A 22,932-nucleotide genomic window follows, 5' to 3' on the forward strand; every position below is an offset into this window, starting at 1 on the left:
AGCCAGGAACACCCCGCGCCCGCGGGAGCCGACGCACCCGTCCGGGCGGGCGATGCCGGCACCGCGCACCGGGCGGGGCAGACACGGTCCCGTTCACTCGTCCGGGTGATGGCCGACGCGCCGGGCACTTGGCTAAGCGCTTGCTCGTTGGGTCTTGTGTTCGGTGGAACACGTTCTTAGCATCACCGGTGTTACAGCAGCGGTGTCACACACGCTTGGGGGCTGGACGGATGACAACGGCACAGACGCCGCCGGCGCCGGGTACCGGCCCGCTCGCCGGCGTGCGCGTGGTGGAACTGGCCGGCATCGGGCCCGGCCCGTTCGCCGCCATGCTGCTGGCCGACCTGGGTGCCGACGTGGTCCGGGTGGACCGCCCGGGCGGCCCGGGCCTCGGCCTCGACCCGGCCCGCGACCTCACCAACCGAAACAAACGCTCGGTCGTCGTCGACCTCAAGGCGCCGGACGGCCCCGCACGCGTCCTCGACCTCGCCGAACGGGCCGACATCCTCCTGGAGGGATACCGCCCGGGCGTCGCCGAACGGCTCGGCGTCGGCCCAGGCGACTGCCACGCCCGCAACCCCCGCCTGGTCTACGGCCGGATGACCGGCTGGGGCCAGGACGGCCCCCTCGCCCACCGCGCCGGCCACGACATCGCCTACATCGCGCTCACCGGCACCCTCGGCATGATCGGCCGCCCGGACGAACCCCCGGCCGTGCCCGCCAACCTCCTCGGGGACTACGCGGGCGGCGCCCTGTACCTGGTCGTCGGCGTCCTCGCCGCGCTGCACCACGCGCGCGCGACCGGCACCGGCCAGGTGGTCGACGCGGCCATCGTGGACGGCACGGCCCACCTGTCCACGATGATCCACGCCATGCTCAACGCCGGCGGCTGGCAGGACCGGCGCGCCGCCAACCTCCTGGACGGCGGCTGCCCCTACTACGGCACCTACGAGACCGCCGACGGCCGGTACATGGCGGTCGGCGCCCTGGAAGAGAAGTTCTACGACGAGTTCCTGCGCCTGCTCGGCCTCGCCCCCCTCGCCTCCGCCCGCACCGACCTCAGCCGCTGGGGAGAGCTGCGCGAACGCGTCGCCGCCGCCTTCAAGACCCGCACCCGGGCCGAGTGGACGGCCGTCTTCGAGGGCACCGACGCCTGTGTGGCCCCCGTGCTCGGCCTGCGCGAGGCCCCGCACCACCCGCACCTCGCCGCCCGTGCCACCTTCACCGACCACGACGGCATCACCCAGCCCGCCCCCGCCCCCCGGTTCTCCGCCACCCCGACCGCCGTCCGCACCGGCCCCGCCCGGCCCGGCGCGGACACCGCGGCGGTCGCCCGGGACTGGCGCATACCGCCCCGCCCCGCCGGCGGCCCCGGCACCCCGGCCACCGAAGACGCGGTCACCGACGGCGGCTGACCCCGCCCACCCCGCCCGGACCACCCTCCCGAAAGGCACCCCAGTGAGCACCGAAGCGTACGTGTACGACGCGATCCGCACCCCGCGCGGGCGCGGCAAGGCGAACGGCGCCCTGCACGGCACGAAGCCCATCGACCTGGTCGTCGGCCTCATCCACGAGATCCGCGACCGCTTCCCCGGCCTGGACCCGGCCGGGATCGACGACATCGTGCTCGGCGTCGTCAGCCCCATCGGCGACCAGGGCTCCGACATCGCCCGGATCGCCGCCCTCGCCGCCGGGCTGCCGGACACCGTCGCGGGCGTCCAGGAGAACCGCTTCTGTGCCTCCGGCCTGGAGGCCGTCAACCTGGCCGCCGCCAAGATCCGGGCCGGCTGGGAGGACCTGGTCCTGGCCGGCGGCGTCGAGTCCATGTCCCGCGTCCCGATGGCCTCGGACGGCGGCGCCTGGTTCAACGACCCGATGACCAACCTCGACGTCAACTTCGTCCCGCAGGGCATCAGCGCCGACCTGATCGCCACCATCGAGGGCTTCTCCCGCCGCGACGTGGACGAGTACGCGGCCCTGTCCCAGGAGCGCGCCGCCACCGCCTGGAAGGAGAACCGCTTCGAGCGCTCGGTGGTCCCCGTCAAGGACCGCAACGGCCTGGTCGTCCTCGACCACGACGAGCACCCGCGCCCCGGCACCACCGCCGACTCCCTCGCGAAGCTTAAGCCGTCCTTCGCGGACATCGGCGACCTGGGCGGCTTCGACGCCGTCGCGCTGCAGAGGTACCACTGGGTGGAGAAGATCGACCACGTCCACCACGCGGGCAACTCCTCCGGCATCGTGGACGGCGCCGCGCTCGTCGCGATCGGCTCCCGGGAGGCCGGCGAACGCCACGGCCTCACCCCGCGCGCGCGGATCGTCTCCGCCGCCGTCTCCGGCTCCGAGCCCACCATCATGCTCACCGGCCCCGCCCCCGCCAGCCGCAAGGCCCTGGCCAAGGCCGGTCTCACCATCGACGACATCGACCTGGTCGAGATCAACGAGGCGTTCGCCGCGGTCGTCCTGCGCTACGCGAAGGACATGGGCCTGAGCCTGGACAAGATCAACGTCAACGGCGGTGCCATCGCCCTCGGCCACCCGCTCGGCGCCACCGGTGCGATGATCCTCGGCACCCTCGTCGACGAACTCGAGCGCCAGGACAAGCGCTACGGCCTCGCCACGCTGTGCGTCGGCGGCGGCATGGGCATCGCCACAATCATCGAGCGCATCTGAACTCCCCGCGGAACCAAGCGACTTCAACGGAGACGACTGTCATGACCGAGAGCACCACCATCCGCTGGGAGCAGGACGACACCGGTGTCGTCACCCTCGTCCTGGACGACCCGAACCAGTCCGCGAACACCATGAACCAGGCGTTCCGCGACTCCCTCGCCGTGATCACCGACCGGCTGGAGGCCGAGCGGGACTCCATCCGCGGCGTCATCCTCACCTCGGCCAAGAAGACCTTCTTCGCCGGCGGCGACCTGCGCGACCTCATCCGGGTCACCCCCGAGACCGCACAGGAACTGTTCGACGGCGGCCTCGCCGTCAAGCGCGACCTGCGCCGCATCGAGACCCTCGGCAAACCGGTCGTCGCGGCGATCAACGGCGCGGCCCTCGGCGGCGGCTTCGAACTGGCCCTCGCCTGCCACCACCGCATCGCCCTGGACACCCCCGGCACCCGGATCGGCTGCCCCGAGGTCACCCTGGGCCTGCTCCCCGGCGGCGGCGGAGTGGTGCGCACCGTACGCCTGCTGGGCATCGCGGACGCCCTGCTGAAGGTGCTCCTGCAGGGCACCCAGTACAACGCCCGGCGCGCCCGGGACAACGGCCTGGTCCACGAGGTGGCCGAGAGCCCCGAGGAACTGATCGCCAAGGCCCGCGCGTTCATCGACGCCCACCCCGAGTCCCGGCAGCCCTGGGACACCCCGGGCTACAAGATCCCCGGCGGCACCCCGGCCCACCCCAAGTTCGCCGCCAACCTGCCCGCCTTCCCGGCCAACCTGCGCAAGCAGACGAACGGCGCCCCCTACCCGGCCCCGCGCAACATCCTCGCCGCGGCCGTCGAGGGCTCCCAGGTCGACTTCGAGACCGCCCAGGTCATCGAGGCCCGCTATTTCGTGGAACTGGCCGCCGGGCAGATCTCGAAGAACATGATCCAGGCGTTCTTCTTCGACCTCCAGGCGGTCAACTCCGGCGCCAACCGGCCCAAGGGCGTCGAGCCCCGCCAGGTGCGCAAGGTGGCCGTCCTCGGCGCCGGCATGATGGGCGCCGGCATCGCCTACGCGTGCGCCCGCGCCGGCATCGACGTCGTCCTCAAGGACGTCTCCGCCGAAGCCGCGGCCAAGGGCAAGGGCTACTCGGAGAAGCTGTGCGCCAAGGCCGTCGCCAAGGGCCGCACCACCCAGGAGAAGGCCGACGCGCTGCTCGCCCGGATCACCCCCACGGCGGAGACGGCCGACCTCGCGGGCTGTGACGCGGTCATCGAGGCCGTGTTCGAGGACACCGCCCTCAAGCACAAGGTGTTCCAGGAGATCGAGTCCGTCGTCGCCCCCGACGCGCTGCTGTGCTCCAACACCTCCACCCTCCCGATCACCACGCTCGCCGAGGGCGTCGAACGCCAGGCCGACTTTATCGGGCTGCACTTCTTCTCACCGGTCGACAAGATGCCGCTGGTCGAGATCATCAAGGGCGAGCGCACCGGCGAGGAGGCGCTCGCGCGCGCCTTCGACCTCGTCCGGCAGATCAACAAGACGCCGATCGTCGTCAACGACTCGCGCGGCTTCTTCACCTCCCGGGTGATCGGCCACTTCCTCAACGAGGGCGTCGCCATGGTCGGCGAGGGCGTCGAGCCCGCCTCCGTGGAACAGGCCGCCGCCCAGGCCGGCTACCCGGCCAAGGTGCTCTCCCTGATGGACGAGCTGACCCTCACCCTGCCCCGCAAGATCCGGGCCGAGACCAGGAGGGCCGTGGAGGAGGCCGGCGGCACCTGGACCGCGCACCCGGCCGAGACGGTCGTCGACCGCATGGTGGACGAGTTCGGCCGCACAGGCCGCAGCGGCGGCGCCGGCTTCTACGACTACACCGAGGACGGCAAGCGGGCCGGACTCTGGCCCGGGCTGCGCGAGCACTTCACCAAGCCCGGCCACGACATCCCGTTCCGGGACATGCAGGAGCGCATGCTCTTCGCCGAGGCGCTCGACACCGTACGCCTGCTGGAGGAGGGCGTCCTGACCTCGGTCGCCGACGCCAACATCGGCTCCGTCCTCGGTATCGGCTTCCCCGGCTGGACCGGCGGTGTGCTCCAGTACATCAACGGCTACGAAGGGGGCCTGCCCGGCTTCGTGGCCCGCGCGCGCGAGCTGGCCGAGCGCTACGGCGACCGGTTCACCCCGCCCGCGCTGCTCGTGGCGAAGGCGGAGAAGGGGGAGACCTTCACCGACGCCCGCTGACCCGGTGCACCGCGGACCGCGCGCCCCCGGGACTCCGCGCCCGGGGGCCGCCGCGCCGTCCGCTGTCCGTGCCGTTCCGGTCCACCGTTCACGCGGTGCCGTCCGCGTCCCCGGCTCGTCCAGGGCCGCCCGCGCCCACCGCGCCCTCCGGACCGCCGCCGCCCTGAGGACCGTCCCCTCCGCCCGGGCCGTCCGCTCCGTCCAGCCACTGGCGCAGCTCCTCCCGCAGCGACCGCTGGAAGGTGGTGAGCAGTGCCTGGACCACGAGCGGGTGCATATGGGCCGACAGGGACTTCACATCCCGCGTGTCGCGTTCGGCCACCGCCTCGCGCAGCAGGTCCGACAGCTCGTGGGCCGCCGCCCGCGCGTGGCCGGTCAGCACGGTCCGCGCGGCCAGGATCGTCTCCTGCGCCAGCGGCACGTCCAGCAACTGCACCGCGAGCCGCAGCAGACCGCAGTCCACGCGGAAGGACTCCCCGTCCCGCTCCCCGTCCCCCTCGGGGGCCGGTGTCACCACGTTCATCGCGGCCAGCCGGTCCAGGTCCTCCCCGGTCAGCCGCCGCCCCGCCCGCCGATGGAGCTCCGGACGGGACACGGTCTCCACGGTGTCCGGCGCCCAGGACGCGACCACCGCCCGGTGGATCGCCAGATCGTGCGGGCCGAGATCGGCCGGCAGCTGCCGCAGGTGCCGCTCGATCGCGGCCAGGGTCATGCCCTGGTGCTGCATCTCCTCGATCAGCGCCAGCCGGGCCAGATGCTCGCGGCCGTAGTGGCCCACCCGGCGCGGACCGAGCACCGGCGGCGGCAGCAGCCCCTTGGTGCCGTAGAACCGGACCGTGCGGACCGTGACGCCCGCCCGCGCGGCCAGCTCGTCGATCGTGAGGGTGGGCTCCCCGGTGTCGGTCGTCATGCACAGCAGTATCGCTGTCTCACCAATGGTGTGAAACCCACGGGGAGTGCGTGCGAGTGGTGTGAGAAGTACCGCTCTGTGACGTGGACCACCGCTTATCGGCCGTCGCGTCTGGGAAGCTGCTGCCTTGGTCTGTGCCGCGACAAAGGGTGGTGCGGGCCAAGACCTGCACGAACCCCGGGCCCACGAGGTCCGGGCGCACCAGGAAGTGAAACCACCCGTGAGCAAGGAAGCCGTGGAATCGGCACAGGCCACCCCCCACCCCCAGGTGGCCGCAGCGCCCGCGGACGCGGGCGACGCCGGATACAGCAAGGACCTCAAGGCCCGCCACGTCAACATGATCGCCATCGGCGGCGCCATCGGCACCGGCCTCTTCCTGGGCGCCGGCGGCCGCCTGCACAACGCCGGTCCGGCGCTCGCCCTGGCCTACCTGGTCTGCGGTGTCTTCGCGTTCTTCGTCGTGCGGGCCCTGGGCGAGCTGGTCCTCTACCGCCCGTCCTCCGGGTCCTTCGTGTCGTACGCGCGCGAGTTCCTCGGCGAGAAGGGCGCCTACGTCGCCGGCTGGATGTACTTCCTGAACTGGTCGACCACCGGCATCGCGGACATCACCGCGATCGCGCTCTACACGCACTACTGGAGCATGTTCACCTCCATCCCCCAGTGGGTGCTGGCGCTGATCGCCCTCGCCGTCGTCCTCACCGTGAACCTGATCTCGGTGAAGATCTTCGGTGAGATGGAGTTCTGGTTCGCGATCATCAAGGTCGCCACCCTCGTGGGCTTCATGCTGATCGGCATCTTCCTGCTGGCCACCCAGCACGACGTCGGCGGCAGCAAGCCGGGCCTGAGCGTCATCACCGACCACGGCGGTGTCTTCCCGCACGGCCTGATGCCGGTCGTCCTGGTCATGCAGGGCGTGATCTTCGCCTACGCCGCGCTGGAGCTGGTCGGCGTCGCCGCCGGCGAGACCGCCGAGCCCGAGAAGGTCGTCCCGCGCGCGGTGAACTCGATCATGTGGCGGGTGGGTCTGTTCTACGTCGGCTCGGTCGTGCTGCTCGCCCTGCTGCTGCCCGGTTCGGTGTACTCCGCCGACCAGAGCCCGTTCGTGACCGTGCTGTCCAAGATCGGCGTTCCGGCGGCCGGCGACGTGATGAACCTGGTCGTGCTGACCGCGGCCATGTCCTCGCTGAACTCCGGCCTGTACTCCACCGGCCGCATCCTGCGCTCGATGGCCATGGCCGGCTCGGCGCCGAAGTTCACCCGCGTGATGAGCCGCAGCCAGGTGCCCTACGGCGGCATCCTGCTGACCTGCGCGGTCTGTGTGCTCGGCGTCGTCCTGAACTACCTGGTGCCCAGCAAGGCCTTCGAGATCGTGCTGAACGTCGCCTCGCTCGGCATCATCAGCACCTGGGTGATCATCATGATCTGCCACGCGATCTTCGTCCGCCGCGCCCGCGCCGGCCTGGTCACCCGGCCGCACTTCCAGCTGAAGTTCAGCCCGGTCACCGAGATCGCCACCATCGTGTTCCTGCTGGTCTGTCTCGGCATGATGTGGAACGACGAGGAGGTCGGCCGCAAGACCCTGCTGCTGATCCCGGTGATCGCCGTGATGCTCGTCGCCGGCTGGTTCGGTATCCGCCGCCAGGTGGCCAAGGACGCCGCCAAGGCCTCCGCCGAGCCGCCGAAGTAACGGACCGGCCGCCACTGTCAGTGGCGGCGTCTACGGTGGCGTCATGGCGGAGATCACGTATGTCCGGGGTGACGCCACCGTGCCGTCGGGCAAGGGCGTCAAGGTGATCGCCCATGTCTGCAACGACATCGGCGGCTGGGGGAAGGGCTTCGTCCTGGCGCTGTCGCGGCGCTGGCCGGAGCCGGAGGCCGCGTACCGCGCCTGGCACCGCGACCGCGCGCACAACGACTTCGGACTGGGCGCGGTCCAGCTGGTCCGCGTCGAGCCCTGGGTGTGGGTGGCCAACATGGTCGGCCAGCGGGGGATCAGGAGGGGCAGCAAGGGAGTCCCCGTTCGCTACGAGGCCGTCGACACCGCCCTCGCCCGCCTCGCCGACGAGGCGCTCCGGCTCGGCGCGTCCGTGCACATGCCCCGGATAGGCTGCGGCCTGGCGGGCGGGAAGTGGTCCCGCGTGGAGCCGCTCGTCGCCGGCCGGCTGGCGGCGCGGGGGATCGCCGTGACGGTGTACGACCACGGGGAGGGCGGGGCATGACCGCGGCCGATGTGCTGGTACTGGGCGGGGCCGGGGTGGACACGATCGTCCGCGTTCCTGAACTGCCCCTGCCGTACGCCGACAGTTACATGATCGACTCGGGGATCCGCACCCGCGCCGGGCAGACCGGTGACTTCGTCGCCCTCGGGCTGGCCGCGCTGGGCCTGCGCACCCACCATCTCGACTTCCTCGGCGACGACCCCGAGGGCGACCTCGTCCGCGCCCTGCACTCCGAGCACGGCATCGCCCTCACCGCGCTGCCGCAGCCGGCCGGGACCAAGCGGGCGGTCAACCTCGTCGGCCCGGACGGCCGCCGTCTGTCGCTGTACGACACCACCCGCGCCCGCCCCGGTGACCGCTTCCCCGAGGCCACCCTGCGGGCGCTGGCCGCCGCGAGCCGGCATGTGCACGTGACCATCACCCAGCCCGGCGCCCACGCCCTGCCCGTGCTCCGGGAGACCGGCGTGCCGCTCTCCACCGACCTGCACGACTGGGACGGCGAGAACCCGTACCACGAGGCGTTCGCCCACGCGGCCGACGTCGTCTTCCTGTCGGCCGCCGCCCTCACCGACCCCGAGCGGACCATGCGGCGCATCGCCGGGCGCGGCCGCGCCCACACCGTCGTCGCCACCGCCGGGGCCGAGGGCGCCTATCTCCTGGCCGACGGCGCGCTGACCCGGATACCGGCGGCGCGGCCGCCCGCGCCGGTGGTGGACTCCAACGGCGCGGGCGACGCCTTCGCCGCCGCGTTCCTCTACGGCCTGCTCGCCGGCGAGCCGCCGGAGCGCTGCGCCCGGTACGGCGCGATCGCGGGCGCCCACGCCTGCACCGTCCCGGCCGACCGCGCGGAGGCGACAAGCCGGAAGGAGCTGCTGCGGCGGGCCGCCGCACCGGGCCACTGAGGCACCGCGGCGCGGGCACCGGCGCCCCGTGGCCGAACGGGGCGCCGGCGCCGGCCGGCTCAGTGCTCGTGCACCGAGTTCGTCGCCTCGATCTTCTTCCACGACTTCGGCTGCGCCACCGTCGTGGTCGTCTTCACCAGGGCGCGGGCCGACGGCGCGGCCGGCTTCTCCGGCTGGAACAGCCAGGTGTCGAACAGCGCGGCCAGCGGCTTGCCGGACACCCGCTCGGCGTACCGCTGGAAGTCGGCCACCGAGGCGTTGCCGTAGGCGTGCTCCTTCGGCCAGCCCTTCAGGACCGCGAAGAACGCGTCGTCGCCGATCTCGTTGCGCAGCGCCTGGATGGCCAGGGCGCCCCGGTCGTAGACGGCGCCGGCGAACTGGTTGTCCGGTCCGGGGTCGCCCGGCGCGATCGTCCAGAACGCGTCGTCGGCCGGGTGCGAGGCGTACACGTAGTCGGCCAGCTCCTGCGCGGTGCCCTCGCCCTCGTGCTCGGACCACAGCCACTGCGCGTAGCGGGCGAAGCCCTCGTTGACCCAGATGTCCTTCCAGCCCCTGACCGACACGTAGTCGCCGTACCACTGGTGGGCCAGCTCGTGCACCACCAGGGAGGTGTTGGCGCCGTTCGCGAACTGCCGCGGGCTGTAGAAGACGCGGGTCTGCGTCTCCAGCGCGTACGAGGTGGTGGTGTTCGGCACGTACCCGCCGGCCGAGGAGAACGGATACGGCCCGAAGTAGCCGCTCAGCCAGTCCACGATCTCCCCGGTGCGCTCCACGCTGGCCCGCGCGGCGCCCTCGTTGTCGCCGAGGTCCTTGCTGTAGGCGTTGATGACCGGCACCCCGCCGTCGGAGGTGCCGGTGGTGATGTCGAACCTGCCCAGCGCGAGCGTGGCCAGATAGGTGGCCTGCGGCTTGTTCTGCCGCCAGTTGTAACGGGTCCAGCCCAGCCTCGAACTGGTCGACTGGAGCGTGCCGTTGGAGATGGCCTGGGTGCCGTCCGGGACGGACACCGACACGTCGTAGGTGGCCTTGTCGGTCGGGTGGTCGTTGCTCGGGAACCACCACCAGGCGGCCTCGGGCTCGTTGGCGGCCACCCCGCCGTCCGGGGTGCGGTGCCAGGAGGTGAACCCGTAGGCGCTCTTGGCCGACGGCACCCCGCTGTAGCGGACCACGATCGTCACCGGCGTGCCCTTGGGCAGCGGGGTCTTCGGGGTGACGACCAGCTCGTGCTCCCCGGAGGTGGCGAAGGCGGCCTGGGTGCCGTTGACCCGCACCTCGCTCACGTCCAGCAGGAAGTCCAGGTCGAAGCGGGACAGGTCCTGGGTGGTCTTGGCCAGGATCGTCGCGGTGCCCTGCAACTCGTCCGTCTTCGGCTGGTACTGCAGCCTCAGGTCGTAGTGCGAGACGTCGTAGCCGCCATTGCCGTAGTACGGGTAGTAGGGGTCGCCGATACCCGGTGCGCCGGGGGTGTAGCTCGCGGCCGATGCCGGGATCGCCAGCAGGACGGAGGCCGCCGCCAAAGCGCCCGGCGCGATGATTCTGCGGTGCACGTCAGCTCCAAGTCGTCAGGACCACGGGTCCGTTCGGAAAGGCTCTGTTCCGCAGCCTATTCATTACCTGTGTCCCCTGACCTGTCCATGGCACCCCCTGTCACATGATCGCCATTCAGCCGTCACGTGCCCGGAGGGTCCTCTTTTTCAGGGGAGTTGACCGGAGTACCGTCCGCCCATGCCGACACGCACGCGCTCCGCGATCCGGAGAACGCTCGTCACCGCCGCCGTCGTCACCCTGACGGCCCTCCTCCCCACCCCGGCCGGCGCCCGGCCCGCGCCCCGGGAGAGCACCCCCGTCTACTCCTACGCCCAGGCGATCCGCGAGTCCGTATGGGTCGACACCGGACTGGACGAGGACGGCGACGGGAAGCACGACCGCGTCGCCGCCGACATCGTCCGGCCCGCCGAACCCGCCCGGCAGGGCCGCAAGGTGCCGGTCATCATGGACGCCAGCCCGTACTACTCCTGCTGCGGGCGGGGCAACGAGAGCCAGCTCAAGACGTACGACGCCCAGGGCCACGTCGTCCAAATGCCGCTGTTCTACGACAATTTCTTCGTACCGCGCGGCTACGCCTTCGTCGGCGTCGACCTCGCCGGCACCAACCGCTCCGACGGCTGCGTGGACATCGGCGGCCCCTCCGACATCGGCTCCGCGAAGGCCGTGATCGACTGGCTGAACGGCCGCGCCAAGGCCTACACCAGCCGCACCGGCGGCACCCCGGTGCGGGCCGGCTGGACGAACGGCCGCACCGGCATGATCGGCAAGAGCTGGGACGGCACCATCGCCAACGGTGTCGCCGCCACCGGCGTCAAGGGCCTGAAGACCATCGTCCCGATCAGCGCCATCTCCTCCTGGTACGACTACTACTTCGCCCAGGGCGCCCCCCTGTACGACGGCGGCCCCGACCATCTCGCCGACCGCGTAGAAAGCGCCGGCGCACGCGCCCACTGCGCGGCCGTACAGCGCAGGCTGGCCGAGGGCAGCCCACGCAACGGCGACTGGACCCCGCTGTGGACCGAGCGGGACTACGTCAAGGACGCGGCCAAGGTCCGGGCCAGCGTCTTCGCGGTGCACGGCATGCAGGACCTCAACGTCCGCACCCAGCACCTCGGCCCCTGGTGGGACGCCCTCGCCCAGAACGGCGTCCGGCGAAAGATCTGGCTGTCCCAGACCGGGCACGTCGACCCGTTCGACTTCCGGCGCGGCGCCTGGGTGGACACCCTGCACCGCTGGTTCGACCACGAACTCCTCGGCTACGACAACGGCGTCGACCGCGAGCCGATGGCCGACGTCGAACGCCACCCCGACCAGTGGGTCACCACCCCCGTCTGGCCCCCGGCCGGCACCCGCGCCACCGTGCTGCACCCGGCCCCGGGCCGCCAGGCGGGCGTCGGCACGCTCGGCCCGCGCCGGGCCCACGGCACCGCGGTCCTCACGGACGACCCGCGGCTGGGCGAGACCGACTGGGCCGCCCACGTCACCGCGGCCACGCCCGAGAAGGCGGGTTTCCTCACCGCGCCGCTCTCCCGCGCGCTCCGGCTGGCCGGCTCCGCCGAGGTGACGGTCACCGCCACCCCGACCACCTCCTCCGCCCATCTGTCCGCCGTCCTGGCCGACATCGGCCCGGACACCATCCGCGACTACGCCGACCCCGCCGAGGGCATCACCACCCTCGCCGAGCGCACCTGCTGGGGGGAGAGCACGGCCGGGGACAGCGCCTGCTACAAGGAGACCCGGGCCAGGACCGCGGCCGTCGGCTACACCGTGGTCAGCCGGGGCTGGGCCGACCTCGGGCACCACGCCTCGGTGACGAAGGGCGTCCCGCTCACCCCGGGCAAGGCCTACACGATGACCCTCCGGCTGGGCGCCACCGACCATGTCGTCCCCGCCGGGCACCGGCTGGCGCTCATCATCGCGGGCACGGACAAGGACCTCCTGGAACCGCCGTCCACCCGGCCGACGCTCACCGTGGACCTGTCCCGTACGACGGCCGAGGTGCCGCTGGTGGGCGGGGCGGGTGCGTTCGCCCGGGCCACGTCCGGCGCGGCGACGGCACCGGCGCCGACGGTGTTGAAGGGGGTGGGAGCACCGCGAGCCGGCCGGCACCTGCCACTCGACTGACGGTTCGGGGAGCCGGAGGGGGCGGGACGGCTGGCCGTGGTGTTCGGCCGCGGGTGGTCCTGGGCCGGGCGCGCAGTTCTCCGCGCCCCTGGGGGTCGCCGCCCGGCTCGGCCGAAACGCCGACCCCCGTTCCCGCTCGGCCGAACCGCCGACCCCGGCTTGCGTCCAGCCGCTCGCCGGGCCGCTGGTCCCGCTCACGCCAGCTGACCAACCACGCCGCCGGCCCCGGTTCACGCTCAGCCGGGCCACCGGTCCCCGCCTCCGCCGGCCGTCCCATCACGCCGCCAGCCCCGGCTCTCGCCCACCGCACCGCCGGCCCCGGTCTCGCCCAGCCCGGCCGCCGGGCCCCGCCACGCCCCGGGCGGTCGGTCGAAACGCCGGCCCCGCTCCGGCCCAGCCGCTCACCCCGGGCGCCCGGCGACGCCCTCTCCCCGCTGCCCGTAGCCAGTGATCAGGGTGTCGGGGACGTCAGGCGGGCCGCCTCCCGGGCGCAGCCCCATGCCACCGTGACGCCGGCGCCGCCGTGGCCGTAATTGTGGACCAGGACGCGGCCGTCCGGCAGGAGCTGTCGCTCCAGGCGTACCGCCGTGCGGGCCGGGCGCAGGCCCACCCGGTGGGCGAGGATTCGGGCGCCGGCGATCTCGGGCCGGACCGACGCGCAGCGGGTGACGATCGACGCGGCGGTGCCGGGGTCCGGCTCCAGGTTCCAGTCGTCCTCCTCGGCCGTGCCGCCCAGCAGGAGCCGGCCTGGCTGCGGGATGACGTACGTGGAGGTGGCCGACGAGTCGTCGACGGTGGTGAACCACTGTGTGACGCCCGGGTTCTCCACCACGACCAGCTGCCCGCGCACCGGACGCACCGATGGGTCCGGCACCAGGGAACGGGCCCCGAGCCCCGCGCAGTTCACCACCATGGCGGCGGGCACGGCCGCCAGGTCGGTCACCTCGCGGAGTTCCACCGTGCCGGCCGCCCGCTCCAGCCGCCGCCGCAGCCACGCCAGGTGCACCGGCATGTCGGCCACCGGCAGCCGCGCCGCCAGCCCCCCGGTCACCGCCCGCAGCCCCGGCACACGGCCCGCCCAGGCGCCCAGCTCCGCGAGGTGCGCCCCGTGGTGGACGCCGTCGACCAGGCGCACCCCGGTCTCCTCCGGCCGCGCCGCCAGCTCCTGGTACACGCGCAGCGACTCCAGCGCCCACGCCCCGACCAGCGGCTCGGGTTCGATGCGGTACGGCCACCACAGGCCGCCGGCGACCGCCGAGGTGGTCCGCTCGGCCGGCTCCCGCGCCCACACCCGTACCCGTCGCCCCGACTCGGCCAGCAGCACGGCCGTCGTCAGCCCGGCGACCCCGCCCCCGACCACGATCACTTCGTCACTCGGCTCAGTGTCCACGCCAGGACGATAGGCCCCGTCCGGCCCACCCCGGCAGACCGGGGGAGGACCGTGCCCCCGGCCCCGGTGACCGGCCACGCACATGGCCGGGGCCGGCGCGGGGCGCCGTTAGGATCGGCGTCCTGATGACTGCCACCCTCGTTGCCAAGAACCTCGCCGCCGGACACGGCGACCGGCCCCTGTTCTCCGGGCTCGACCTGGTCGTCGCGCCCGGCGATGTGATCGGGCTGGTCGGCGCCAACGGCGCGGGAAAGTCCACCCTGCTGCGGATGCTCGCCGGGCTCACCCCGCCCGAGCAGGGCGAACTGAGGCTGTCCCCGCCGGCCGCGACCGTCGGTCACCTGCCGCAGGAGCCGGAGCGCCGGCCCGGCGAGACCGTCCGGGAGTTCCTCGCCCGCCGCACCGGTGTCGCCGCCGCCCAGCGGGCCATGGACGAGGCCACCCAGGCGCTGGTCGACGGCGCGCCCGGCGCCGACGACGCCTACGCCACCGCCCTGGAGCGCTGGCTCGGCCTCGGCGGCGCGGACCTGGACGAACGCGCGAAGGAGGTCGCCGACTCGCTCGGCCTGGCGGTGGACCTGGACCAGCCGATGACCGCCCTGTCCGGCGGCCAGGCGGCCCGTGCCGGCCTCGCCTCCCTGCTGCTGTCCCGCTACGACGTCTTCCTCCTGGACGAGCCCACCAACGATCTCGACCTGGACGGCCTGGAGCGTCTGGAGCGGTTCGTCACCGGGCTGCGCGCGGGCACGGTCGTCGTCAGCCACGACCGCGAGTTCCTCACCCGCACGGTCACCAAGGTCCTCGAACTCGACCTCGCCCAGCGGCAGATCAACCTCTACGGCGGCGGCTACGCGGCCTACCTGGAGGAGCGCGAGGTGGCCCGTCGGCACGCCCGCGACGAGTACGAGGAGTACGCGGACAAGAAGGCCGCCCTCCAGGACCGCGCCCAGACGCAGCGGGCCTGGATGGACAAGGGCGTGAAGAACGCGCGCCGCAAGGCGGGCGACAACGACAAGATCGGCCGCAAGTTCCGCAGCGAGGCCAGCGAGAAGCAGGCCGCCAAGGCCCGCCAGACCCAGCGCATGATCGAACGTCTGGAGGTGGTCGAGGAGCCCCGCAAGGAGTGGGAGCTGCACATGGAGATCGCCTCCGCCCCGCGGTCGGGCGCGGTCGTGGCGATCCTGCGGGACGCCGAGGTGCGGCGCGCCGGCTTCACCTTCGGACCGGTGTCGCTCCAGGTCGACTGGGCCGACCGGATCGCGGTGACGGGCGCCAACGGCGCGGGCAAGTCCACCCTGCTCGGCGCCCTGCTGGGGCGGATCCCGCTGGACTCCGGGCACGCGGCCCTCGGCTCCGGGGTGCTGGTCGGCGAGGTCGACCAGGCCCGGCGGCTGTTCCACGGCCCCGAGACCCTGCTGGACGCCTTCCGCGCGGCCGTACCCGATACCGAGCCGGTCGAGGTCCGTACCCTGCTGGCGAAGTTCGGCCTGAAGTCCGAGCACGTCCTGCGGCCCGCCGAGACCCTCTCCCCGGGCGAACGCACCCGCGCCGCCCTCGCCCTGCTCCAGGGCCGGGGAGTCAACCTCCTGGTCCTCGACGAGCCGACGAACCACCTGGACCTGCCCGCCATCGAACAGCTGGAGTCGGCCCTCGACTCCTACGAGGGCACCCTGCTGCTGGTCACCCACGACCGGCGCATGCTGGACGCCGTCCGGGTGACCCGGCGCCTGGAGGTGGCGGACGGCAAGGTGACGGAGCGTTAACTCCCGTCCGTGGCGGCCTCCTTCGCCGCCCGTGCGACCCGGCCGTAGTGGTCCGGGTCGTGGGGCGCGACGTTGAGGCCGTCCGGCCGCTGGCCCACAACGCCGTCGATCAGCTCGCGCACGATGTCGGCGTGCCCGGCGTGCCGCTGGGTCTCGGCGACCATGTGGGTCAGCGTCCGGTGCAGCGTGATCTCCCCGGGCGCACCCGGCAGTCGGCCGACCGCGTCCAGGGGGAGCGCCGCGATGGTCTCGTCCGCGTGCGCGCAGGCCCGCCGGTACCGCTCGATGATCTCCTTACGGGTCTCGTCGGCCCGCGCCCACAGGTCCGAGTCCGGCTCGGCGTCACCCGTCACCCACAGGGGCGTACCGGCGAAGGGCCGGCCGAAGGCCGCGCCGAGGTACAGGGCCTCGGCACCCGCCAGATGCTTGACCAGGCCCAGCAGATTGGTGCCGGTGGGCGTCAGCGGGCGCCGTATGTCGTACTCCGCGAGGCCGTCGAGCTTCCACAGCAGCACGTCACGCGCGTCCTGGAGATACACCTGAAGGTCGGCTTTGGGATCTGATCCTGTCATGGGACGAGTCTGACGATCAGGTGATCGTTGTCCACGGGTTGTCCGGGGCCGGGCGGAGGCACCGCCCGGCCCCGGACCCGTCGCGTCAGCGCTTCTTCTGGTCCAGCAGCCCCGCGCGGCGCAGGGCGTCCGCCATCGCGCTGTTGGCGGGCGCCGGGGCCTGGCGCCCGCCGCGGTCGCCACCGCCCCGGCCCTGCCGCTGCCCCTGGCCACCGCCCTGCCGCCGGCCCTGGCCGCCACCCTGCCGCTGGTCCTGCCCCTGGCCACAGCCCTGCCGCTGCTGGGGCGGACGGGCACCGCCGCGCTGCGGCCGGCCGCCGCCCTGCCCCTGCGGGGCCGCCTCGTCGTCCAGCCGCAGCGTCAGGGCGATCCGCTTGCGCGGGATGTCCACGTCCAGGACCTTCACCTTGACGATGTCACCGGGCTTGACGACATCACGCGGGTCCTTCACGAACGACTTGGACATCGCCGACACATGCACCAGGCCGTCCTGGTGGACGCCGACGTCCACGAACGCGCCGAACGCCGCCACGTTCGTCACCACGCCCTCCAGGACCATCCCGGCGGCCAGGTCGGAGATCTTCTCCACGCCCTCCTTGAAGGTGGCCGTCCGGAAGGCGGGACGCGGGTCGCGGCCCGGCTTCTCCAGCTCCTTGAGGATGTCGGTGACGGTCGGCAGACCGAAGGTGTCGTCCACGAAGTCGGCCGGCCGCAGCGAGCGCAGCACCCCCGTGTTCCCGATGAGGGACGCCACCTCCTGGCCCGTGGTCTTCACCATGCGGCGCACCACCGGGTAGGCCTCCGGGTGCACGCTGGAGGCGTCCAGCGGGTCCTTGCCGCCCCGGATGCGCAGGAAGCCCGCGCACTGCTCGTACGCCTTCGGGCCGAGCCGCGCCACCTTCTTCAGCTCCGCGCGGGAGGTGAAGGGACCGTTGGCGTCCCGGTGCGCGACGATGTTCTCGGCCAGCCCGGCGGAGATGCCCGACACACGCGACAGCAGCGGCACGGACGCGGTGTTGACGTCCACGCCGACGCCGTTCACACAGTCCTCGACGACCGCGTCCAGCGAGCGGGACAGCTTCACCTCGGACAGGTCGTGCTGGTACTGGCCGACCCCGATGGACTTCGGGTCGATCTTCACCAGCTCGGCCAGCGGGTCCTGCAGCCGCCGCGCGATGGACACCGCGCCCCGCAGCGACACGTCCAGGTCCGGCAGCTCCCGCGAGGCGTACTGCGACGCCGAGTACACCGACGCGCCCGCCTCGGACACCATCACCTTGGTGAGGTTCAGCTCCGGGTGCTTCGCGATGAGTTCACCGGCGAGCTTGTCGGTCTCGCGGGAGGCCGTGCCGTTGCCGATCGCGATCAGCTCGACCGCGTGCTCCTTCGCCAGCCGCGCCAGCGTGGCGATCGCCTGGTCCCACTTGTTGGCCGGAACGTGCGGGTGGATCACGTCCGTGGCGACGACCTTGCCGGTGGCGTCGACCACGGCGACCTTCACCCCCGTACGGAAACCCGGGTCGAGGCCGAGCGTGGCGCGGGTGCCGGCCGGCGCGGCCAGCAGCAGGTCCCTCAGGTTCGCCGCGAACACGTTCACCGCCTCGTCCTCGGCGGCGGTGCGCAGCCGCAGGCGCAGATCGATGCCGAGGTGCACCAGGACGCGGGTGCGCCAGGCCCAGCGGACCGTGTCCGTCAGCCACTTGTCGGCCGGGCGGCCCCGGTCGGCGATCCCGAACCGCGACGCGATGACGCCCTCGTACGACGACGGTCCCTCGGTGGGCTCCTCCGGCTCCAGGACGAGGTCCAGGACCTCCTCCTTCTCCCCGCGCAGCATCGCCAGGATCCGGTGCGAGGGCAGCTCGGTGAACGGCTCGGCGAAGTCGAAGTAGTCGGCGAACTTGGCGCCCGCCTCCTCCTTGCCCTCGCGCACCTTCGCGGCGAGCCGCCCGCGCACCCACATGCGCTCGCGCAACTCGCCGATCAGGTCGGCGTCCTCGGCGAACCGCTCGGTCAGGATCGCCCGGGCACCGTCCAGCGCGGCCTGCGGATCGGCCACGCCCTTGCCGGCGTCCACGAACGCGGCGGCCGCGGCCTGCGGTTCCACCGTCGGATCGGCCAGCAGCCCGTCCGCGAGCGGCTCCAGACCCGCCTCGCGCGCGATCTGCGCCTTGGTGCGCCGCTTGGGCTTGTACGGCAGGTAGATGTCCTCCAGCCGCGCCTTGGTCTCGGCGCCGCGGATCCGCGCCTCGAGCTCCTCGGTGAGTTTGCCCTGCTCCCGCACCGACTCCAGGATCGCCGTCCGCCGGTCCTCCAGCTCCCGCAGATAGCGCAGCCGCTCCTCGAGCGTGCGCAGCTGCGCGTCGTCGAGCATCTCGGTCGCTTCCTTGCGGTAGCGCGCGATGAAGGGCACCGTCGAGCCGCTGTCCAGCAGCTCCACCGCGGCCTTGACCTGCCGCTCCCGTACGCCGAGCTCCTCGGCGATCCTGCCTTCGATGGACCCTGCTCCGAGGGACCCGGGTGTGGTCACGTCCCGTACCGCCTTCTCCACTGGGGTTGCGCGGCAATTGTGGCAGGTGACGCCGGCCACCGGGGATCAGGGCGGCGCCCGGCGGGGCGCCGGGCCCGGGGAGGTCAGGCCCGGCTGCCGCGCGCGGTGGACGAGGCTCCGCCGAACAGCCGGGCGAGCGCCCGGAACGGCAGCGTGACCACCGTCGCGACGGCTCCGCCGATCTGTCGCAGTACGTCTGCGAGGGCACGGAACACGGCACGGTCTCCTCTCGTCGGGGAACTCACGCGCACCGGGTACCGCACGACGGCCCGGGAAACCACGGGGGGACGACGAAACCCGGCCCGGGAAACGGCGGGAGGGCGGCGAACCCCGGCTGGGAAACCACGGGATGGTGAACTACGGCCCGGGCCACCGCGGGCCGGCGAACCAACGGCCCGGGCCACCGCGGGCCGGCGAACCGACGCCCGGGCAACCGCGCGACCATGAACCCCGGTGCGGAAGAGCCGTGGGCAGCGTGACCGGCCGGCCGCCACGCGGCCCGGACGTCGGTGGACCCGCGCCTCAGCCCGTCGTGGACGTCGTCCACGTGAAGCGCGGCTGCCGGCGCTCCAGGAACGCGGCGACCCCCTCCGCGGTCTCGCCGCTCTCGCGCGCCCGCGCCGCCCAGTGGGCGTCCCGGTCGGTGCGGCCGGCCGCGAACTCCTTGGCGGCGGCCTGGGTGAGCTGCGAGCGGGACACCAGGACCCCGGTCAGCTCCGCGGTCCGCTTGTCCAGTTCCCCCTCGGGCACCACCTCGTCCACCAGACCGGTGCGCAGCGCCCGGCCGGCGTCGATCAACTCCGCCGTGAACAGCAGGTACTTGGCGGCGGCCGGGCCCACCAGGGACACCAGCCGGCGGGTGGCGGAGGCCGGGTAGACGATGCCGAGCCGCGCCGGTGTCACCCCGAACAGCGCCCCTTCCTCCGCCAGTCGCAGATCGCAGGCCGCCGCCAGCTGCGCCCCGCCGCCCACGCAGTGCCCGCGTACCGCGGCGACGGTCGGCTTGGGGAACGCGGCCAGGGCCTCCTCGGCCGCCACCGCGAGACCCTGGGCCTCCTCCGGCGAGCCCTGGAGCGTGCTGATGTCGGCGCCCGCGCAGAAGGTGCCGCCCTCGCCGGTCAGCACCAGCGCCCGGACGTCCGGATCGGCCGCCAGGGTGTCCAGCAGCGGGGGCAGGGCCCGCCACATCGCCGCCGTCATGGCGTTGCGCTTGGCGGGATGACGGATCACCACGGTGGCGACGGAGCCGGCGATGCGATGGGACAGCTCGGGGTCCATGCGGCGGATCGTAGCGGAGGCGCCGCGCGGCGCCGCCGGGGGAGCGGGCGGCACGGCCGGGCAAACCCGTACAACCCGACTAGTTCGCGAACCGGCGCCCGGAGAACAGGAGCAGTCCCGCCCGCGACCAGGTCGGACGCGGGCGGTCAGAAAGCGTTCGATACCCGCTGACTTGTGTTCAGTTGTCCGGGCGGCAGCGCATCGTTACCAACACTCGACGTGTGGTGACAATCGAGCGCGAGGACGGCGACCGGACGATGGACGACCAGGGGCACGGGAACGGCCCGCGCCCGGCGGAGGAGGGTGAACGGCCCCCGGGCCCCCTGCCCTATGAGGGCGTCTGGCGGTTCACCGCCGCCGCGGTGGACGCCTCGGTGCCGCAGGCCCGGCACGCGGTGCGGGACCTGCTGCTGCGCCAGGGCGTACCGGCCTCCGACGACCTGGTGCACGGACTGCTGCTGATCGTCACCGAGCTGGTCACCAACGCGGTGCGGCACGCGGCGCTGCTGTCGCCGGTGCTCGCCGTGGAGGTGGCCGTGGGCGCCGAGTGGGTGCGGGTGTCGGTGGAGGACAACCACCCCTACCGCCCCACCGCCCTGGAGGCCGACCACGGCCGCACCGGCGGCCGGGGACTGCTCCTGGTCCGCGAGGTGGCCCGGGAGGCGGGCGGGGTGGTCGACGTCGAGCACACCGCGAGCGGCGGCAAGGTGATCTGGGCCGCCCTGCCCCTCAAGCCCCCGGCGCTGCCGTAGCGGACCGCGTCACCAGCCGGCGGTCGGGCCCGTCAGTTCCCTGATCGCCGGCCGGGCCGCGTCCAGGACGGTCATGAACCAGGCCGAGAACGGGTCCCGGGCGTGCCGCTCGGCCAGCTCGTCCGCCGTCACGAAGACGGTCTGGGCGACCTCCTCCGGGTCCGGCGCGGGCGGCGCCTGCACCAGGCCGACGAACAGGTGGTTGTACTCCTGCTCCACCAGGCCCGAGGCGGGGTCCGGGTGGTTGTAGCGGACCGTGCCGGCCGCCGCGAGCAGCGACGGCGACACGCCGAGCTCCTCGTGGGTGCGCCGGGCCGCCGCCGCGAACGGTGCCTCGCCCGGGTACGGGTGACCGCAGCAGGTGTTGGACCACACACCGGGGGAGTGGTACTTGCCGAGCGCCCGCTGCTGGAGCAGCAGCCGCCCCCGCTCGTCGAAGAGGAACACCGAGAACGCCCGGTGCAGCCGCCCCGGCGGCTGATGGGCGGCGAGTTTCTCCTCGGTGCCGATCGTCACGCCGTTCTCGTCGACCAGTTCCAGCAAGATCGCCTCTGCGGTGTCCTCCGACGAGCCGTGCGGCGCGGTGGCGGGTGTGATCGGCATACGCATCCTTCGCTTCGGTCCCAGCTTCCCCAGTCTGCCGTACGGATCCGGCGCCCCGGCCGCGCCCCGCGGCTCCGCGCGGCGCGGCACCGGATGCCGGACCCGGTAGCCCATCGTGCCCGGCCCCCGCCCCGGGAAACCGGCCGGGGCACGCCGGGCGGTGATGCACGGCCGGGCCGGGCCGCGCGGGCCCGCGCCGTCAGTGGCAGAGCCGCGCCTCGTGCTCCGCGTGTCCGCCCGGTTCCAGCTGGAACGTGCAGTGCTCCACATCGAAGTGGTCGCCGATGCAGCCCTGGAGTTCGTGCAGCATCTTCTCGTTCCCGATGGCGTTCAGCACCTCGGAGCTGACCACCACGTGCGCCGACAGCACCGGCATGCCCGAGGTGATGGTCCAGGCGTGCAGGTCGTGCACGTCCTCCACGCCGTCCAGCGCGAGGATGTGCGCCCGCACCTGCGCCATGTCGACGCCCTTGGGGGCCGCCTCCAGCAGCACGTCCAGCGTCTCGCGCAGCAGCTTCAGCGTGCGCGGCACGATCATCAGCCCGATGACCAGGGAGGCGACCGGGTCCGCCGGCTGCCAGCCGGTGGTCAGGATCACCGCCGCCGACACCAGCACCGCCACCGAGCCCAGCGCGTCCGCGGCCACCTCCAGGAACGCGCCGCGCACGTTCAGGCTCTCCTTCTGCCCGCGCATCAGCAGCACCAGCGAGACGGAGTTCGCCACCAGGCCCACCAGACCGAACACGATCATCAGTCCGCCCCGGGTCGGCGCCGGTTCGACGAACCGCTGGACCGCCTCGTACAGGACGTATCCGCCGACCCCGAGCAGCAGCAGACAGTTGGCCAGGGCCGCGAGGATCTCGGCGCGGGCGTAACCGAAGGTGCGGTTGGTGCTCGGCGGGCGGTTCGCGAAGTGGATCGCGAGCAGCGCCATGCCGAGGCCGACCGCGTCGGTCGCCATGTGCGCCGCGTCCGCGATCAGCGCGAGCGAGTCCGCGACCAGGCCGCCGACGATCTCCACCACCATGATCGTGAGCGTGATGCCCAGCGCGACGCGCAGCCGGCCGCGATAGGCGGCCGTGGCCGTACCCGGGGCCGGCGCGTGGGAGTGCGCGTGCCCGTGGTCGTGCCCTGCCCCCATGACTACCGCCTTCCGTTCGCCTGCCAGGAGGGCCAGTGAACTACGGGTAGGGGGTATTGGCAACGCGGCACTGAACACCGTTGTCATGTGCCATGACCTGCGGAAACGTTCCGCAGGTCAGCGCGCCGGCCTGCTCGCCGAAGGCACGTCCGGCGGGCCGGCGGCCCTCCTGCCGCAGACCCGTCCCCGGGCCCGCGGCCCCCCGCCACGGACGCCTCCCTAGCGCGGACGCCCGCCACGGCCGGTGCCGGACGCGCCCCGGCGGACCCGGCACCGCCCCCGACGGAACG

The 22,932-nt window shown here is 73.1% G+C and carries 18 protein-coding genes; 9 read left to right on the plus strand and 9 right to left on the minus strand.

Annotation, left to right across the window (positions count from 1 at the left end):
* The first annotated feature begins 230 nt into the window (after window positions 1-230).
* From HB370_RS33195 to HB370_RS33205, 3 genes are read left to right on the plus strand one after another with little or no spacing between them, the layout of a single operon-like run.
* A complete protein-coding gene (locus HB370_RS33195; RefSeq protein WP_030788703.1) occupies window positions 231-1,415 on the plus strand; it encodes a CaiB/BaiF CoA-transferase family protein in 1,185 nt (394 codons plus the stop codon).
* Between the two features lie 43 nt (window positions 1,416-1,458).
* Window positions 1,459-2,673, plus strand: coding sequence for an acetyl-CoA C-acetyltransferase (locus HB370_RS33200; RefSeq protein ID WP_030788701.1), 1,215 nt, complete (start codon window positions 1,459-1,461; stop codon window positions 2,671-2,673).
* A gap of 41 nt (window positions 2,674-2,714) precedes the next feature.
* Entirely contained in the window at window positions 2,715-4,892 is a 2,178-nt protein-coding gene (locus HB370_RS33205) for a 3-hydroxyacyl-CoA dehydrogenase NAD-binding domain-containing protein (RefSeq protein WP_030788698.1), read from the plus strand.
* 88 nt (window positions 4,893-4,980) lie between these two features.
* Here HB370_RS33205 and HB370_RS33210 read toward each other — a convergent pair whose 3' ends face one another.
* Window positions 4,981-5,802, minus strand: coding sequence for a MerR family transcriptional regulator (locus HB370_RS33210; protein WP_078637697.1), 822 nt, complete (start codon window positions 5,800-5,802; stop codon window positions 4,981-4,983).
* A gap of 220 nt (window positions 5,803-6,022) precedes the next feature.
* On the opposite strand from HB370_RS33210, the gene HB370_RS33215 reads away from it, so the two are divergent.
* Genes HB370_RS33215 through HB370_RS33225 form a run of 3 tightly spaced genes read left to right on the plus strand, consistent with a single transcriptional unit; the run spans window position 6,023 to window position 8,923 of the window.
* Window positions 6,023-7,489, plus strand: a complete 1,467-nt coding sequence (locus tag HB370_RS33215; RefSeq protein WP_030788692.1) for an amino acid permease — start codon at window positions 6,023-6,025, stop codon at window positions 7,487-7,489.
* 43 nt (window positions 7,490-7,532) lie between these two features.
* Complete coding sequence (locus tag HB370_RS33220) at window positions 7,533-8,021, plus strand: macro domain-containing protein (RefSeq protein ID WP_030788690.1); 489 nt, start codon at window positions 7,533-7,535, stop codon at window positions 8,019-8,021.
* A complete protein-coding gene (locus tag HB370_RS33225) occupies window positions 8,018-8,923 on the plus strand; it encodes an adenosine kinase (protein WP_030788688.1) in 906 nt (301 codons plus the stop codon). Before HB370_RS33220 ends, HB370_RS33225 begins: the two co-directional genes overlap by 4 nt.
* Before the next feature lie 59 nt (window positions 8,924-8,982).
* Here HB370_RS33225 and HB370_RS33230 read toward each other — a convergent pair whose 3' ends face one another.
* Window positions 8,983-10,470: a M1 family metallopeptidase gene (locus HB370_RS33230; protein ID WP_030788685.1), complete on the minus strand. Its 1,488-nt coding sequence runs from the start codon at window positions 10,468-10,470 to the stop codon at window positions 8,983-8,985.
* 178 nt (window positions 10,471-10,648) lie between these two features.
* Here HB370_RS33230 and HB370_RS33235 point away from each other — a divergent pair, with 178 nt between their 5' ends.
* Entirely contained in the window at window positions 10,649-12,595 is a 1,947-nt protein-coding gene (locus tag HB370_RS33235) for a Xaa-Pro dipeptidyl-peptidase (RefSeq protein ID WP_030788682.1), read from the plus strand.
* 451 nt (window positions 12,596-13,046) lie between these two features.
* Here the strand turns inward: HB370_RS33235 and HB370_RS33240 are convergent, their stop codons facing one another.
* Complete coding sequence (locus HB370_RS33240) at window positions 13,047-13,985, minus strand: FAD-dependent oxidoreductase (RefSeq protein WP_244405727.1); 939 nt, start codon at window positions 13,983-13,985, stop codon at window positions 13,047-13,049.
* Window positions 13,986-14,110: 125 nt separating this feature from the next.
* On the opposite strand from HB370_RS33240, the gene HB370_RS33245 reads away from it, so the two are divergent.
* The gene (locus HB370_RS33245) at window positions 14,111-15,748 is read left to right on the plus strand and encodes an ABC-F family ATP-binding cassette domain-containing protein (RefSeq protein ID WP_030788678.1); all 1,638 of its coding nucleotides are present in this window, start codon (window positions 14,111-14,113) and stop codon (window positions 15,746-15,748) included.
* Here HB370_RS33245 and HB370_RS33250 read toward each other — a convergent pair.
* The 4 genes from HB370_RS33250 to HB370_RS33260 form a co-directional block, all read right to left on the minus strand.
* The gene (locus HB370_RS33250; RefSeq protein ID WP_030788675.1) at window positions 15,745-16,320 is read right to left on the minus strand and encodes a DinB family protein; all 576 of its coding nucleotides are present in this window, start codon (window positions 16,318-16,320) and stop codon (window positions 15,745-15,747) included. The genes HB370_RS33245 and HB370_RS33250 overlap by 4 nt on opposite strands.
* Window positions 16,321-16,405: 85 nt before the next feature.
* Window positions 16,406-18,847 carry a Tex family protein gene (locus tag HB370_RS33255; protein ID WP_167513059.1) on the minus strand — a complete coding sequence of 814 codons (2,442 nt, stop codon included), beginning with the start codon at window positions 18,845-18,847 and terminating at the stop codon, window positions 16,406-16,408.
* 104 nt (window positions 18,848-18,951) lie between these two features.
* Window positions 18,952-19,083 carry an LPFR motif small protein gene (locus HB370_RS42525; RefSeq protein WP_268253357.1) on the minus strand — a complete coding sequence of 44 codons (132 nt, stop codon included), beginning with the start codon at window positions 19,081-19,083 and terminating at the stop codon, window positions 18,952-18,954.
* Window positions 19,084-19,390: 307 nt separating this feature from the next.
* Window positions 19,391-20,146, minus strand: a complete 756-nt coding sequence (locus HB370_RS33260) for an enoyl-CoA hydratase/isomerase family protein (protein WP_030788668.1) — start codon at window positions 20,144-20,146, stop codon at window positions 19,391-19,393.
* 257 nt (window positions 20,147-20,403) lie between these two features.
* Between HB370_RS33260 and HB370_RS33265 the strand changes: the two genes are divergently transcribed.
* Window positions 20,404-20,898, plus strand: coding sequence for an ATP-binding protein (locus tag HB370_RS33265; RefSeq protein WP_030788666.1), 495 nt, complete (start codon window positions 20,404-20,406; stop codon window positions 20,896-20,898).
* Window positions 20,899-20,907: 9 nt separating this feature from the next.
* Here HB370_RS33265 and idi read toward each other — a convergent pair whose 3' ends face one another.
* Both idi and HB370_RS33275 read right to left on the minus strand, forming a co-directional pair.
* On the minus strand, window positions 20,908-21,501 hold the full coding sequence (gene idi, locus HB370_RS33270) for an isopentenyl-diphosphate Delta-isomerase (protein ID WP_030788662.1): 594 nt from the start codon (window positions 21,499-21,501) through the stop codon (window positions 20,908-20,910).
* A 199-nt stretch (window positions 21,502-21,700) separates the two neighbouring features.
* Window positions 21,701-22,642 carry a cation diffusion facilitator family transporter gene (locus tag HB370_RS33275; RefSeq protein WP_030788660.1) on the minus strand — a complete coding sequence of 314 codons (942 nt, stop codon included), beginning with the start codon at window positions 22,640-22,642 and terminating at the stop codon, window positions 21,701-21,703.
* Window positions 22,643-22,932 lie beyond the last annotated feature (290 nt).

The organism is Streptomyces sp. DSM 40868, assembly GCF_011820545.1.
GTDB classification, from domain to species: Bacteria; Actinomycetota; Actinomycetes; order Streptomycetales; family Streptomycetaceae; genus Streptomyces; species Streptomyces eurythermus.

Coding starts and splice junctions, on each gene's coding strand:
- HB370_RS33195 (WP_030788703.1), top strand. CDS start 231: ATGACAACGGCACAGACGCCGCCGGCGCCGGGTACCGGCCCGCTCGCC.
- HB370_RS33205 (WP_030788698.1), top strand. CDS start 2,715: ATGACCGAGAGCACCACCATCCGCTGGGAGCAGGACGACACCGGTGTC.
- HB370_RS33210 (WP_078637697.1), bottom strand. CDS start 5,802: ATGACGACCGACACCGGGGAGCCCACCCTCACGATCGACGAGCTGGCC.
- HB370_RS33220 (WP_030788690.1), top strand. CDS start 7,533: ATGGCGGAGATCACGTATGTCCGGGGTGACGCCACCGTGCCGTCGGGC.
- HB370_RS33225 (WP_030788688.1), top strand. CDS start 8,018: ATGACCGCGGCCGATGTGCTGGTACTGGGCGGGGCCGGGGTGGACACG.
- HB370_RS33235 (WP_030788682.1), top strand. CDS start 10,649: ATGCCGACACGCACGCGCTCCGCGATCCGGAGAACGCTCGTCACCGCC.
- HB370_RS33245 (WP_030788678.1), top strand. CDS start 14,111: ATGACTGCCACCCTCGTTGCCAAGAACCTCGCCGCCGGACACGGCGAC.
- HB370_RS33250 (WP_030788675.1), bottom strand. CDS start 16,320: ATGACAGGATCAGATCCCAAAGCCGACCTTCAGGTGTATCTCCAGGAC.
- HB370_RS33260 (WP_030788668.1), bottom strand. CDS start 20,146: ATGGACCCCGAGCTGTCCCATCGCATCGCCGGCTCCGTCGCCACCGTG.
- HB370_RS33265 (WP_030788666.1), top strand. CDS start 20,404: ATGGACGACCAGGGGCACGGGAACGGCCCGCGCCCGGCGGAGGAGGGT.
- idi (WP_030788662.1), bottom strand. CDS start 21,501: ATGCCGATCACACCCGCCACCGCGCCGCACGGCTCGTCGGAGGACACC.
- HB370_RS33275 (WP_030788660.1), bottom strand. CDS start 22,642: ATGGGGGCAGGGCACGACCACGGGCACGCGCACTCCCACGCGCCGGCC.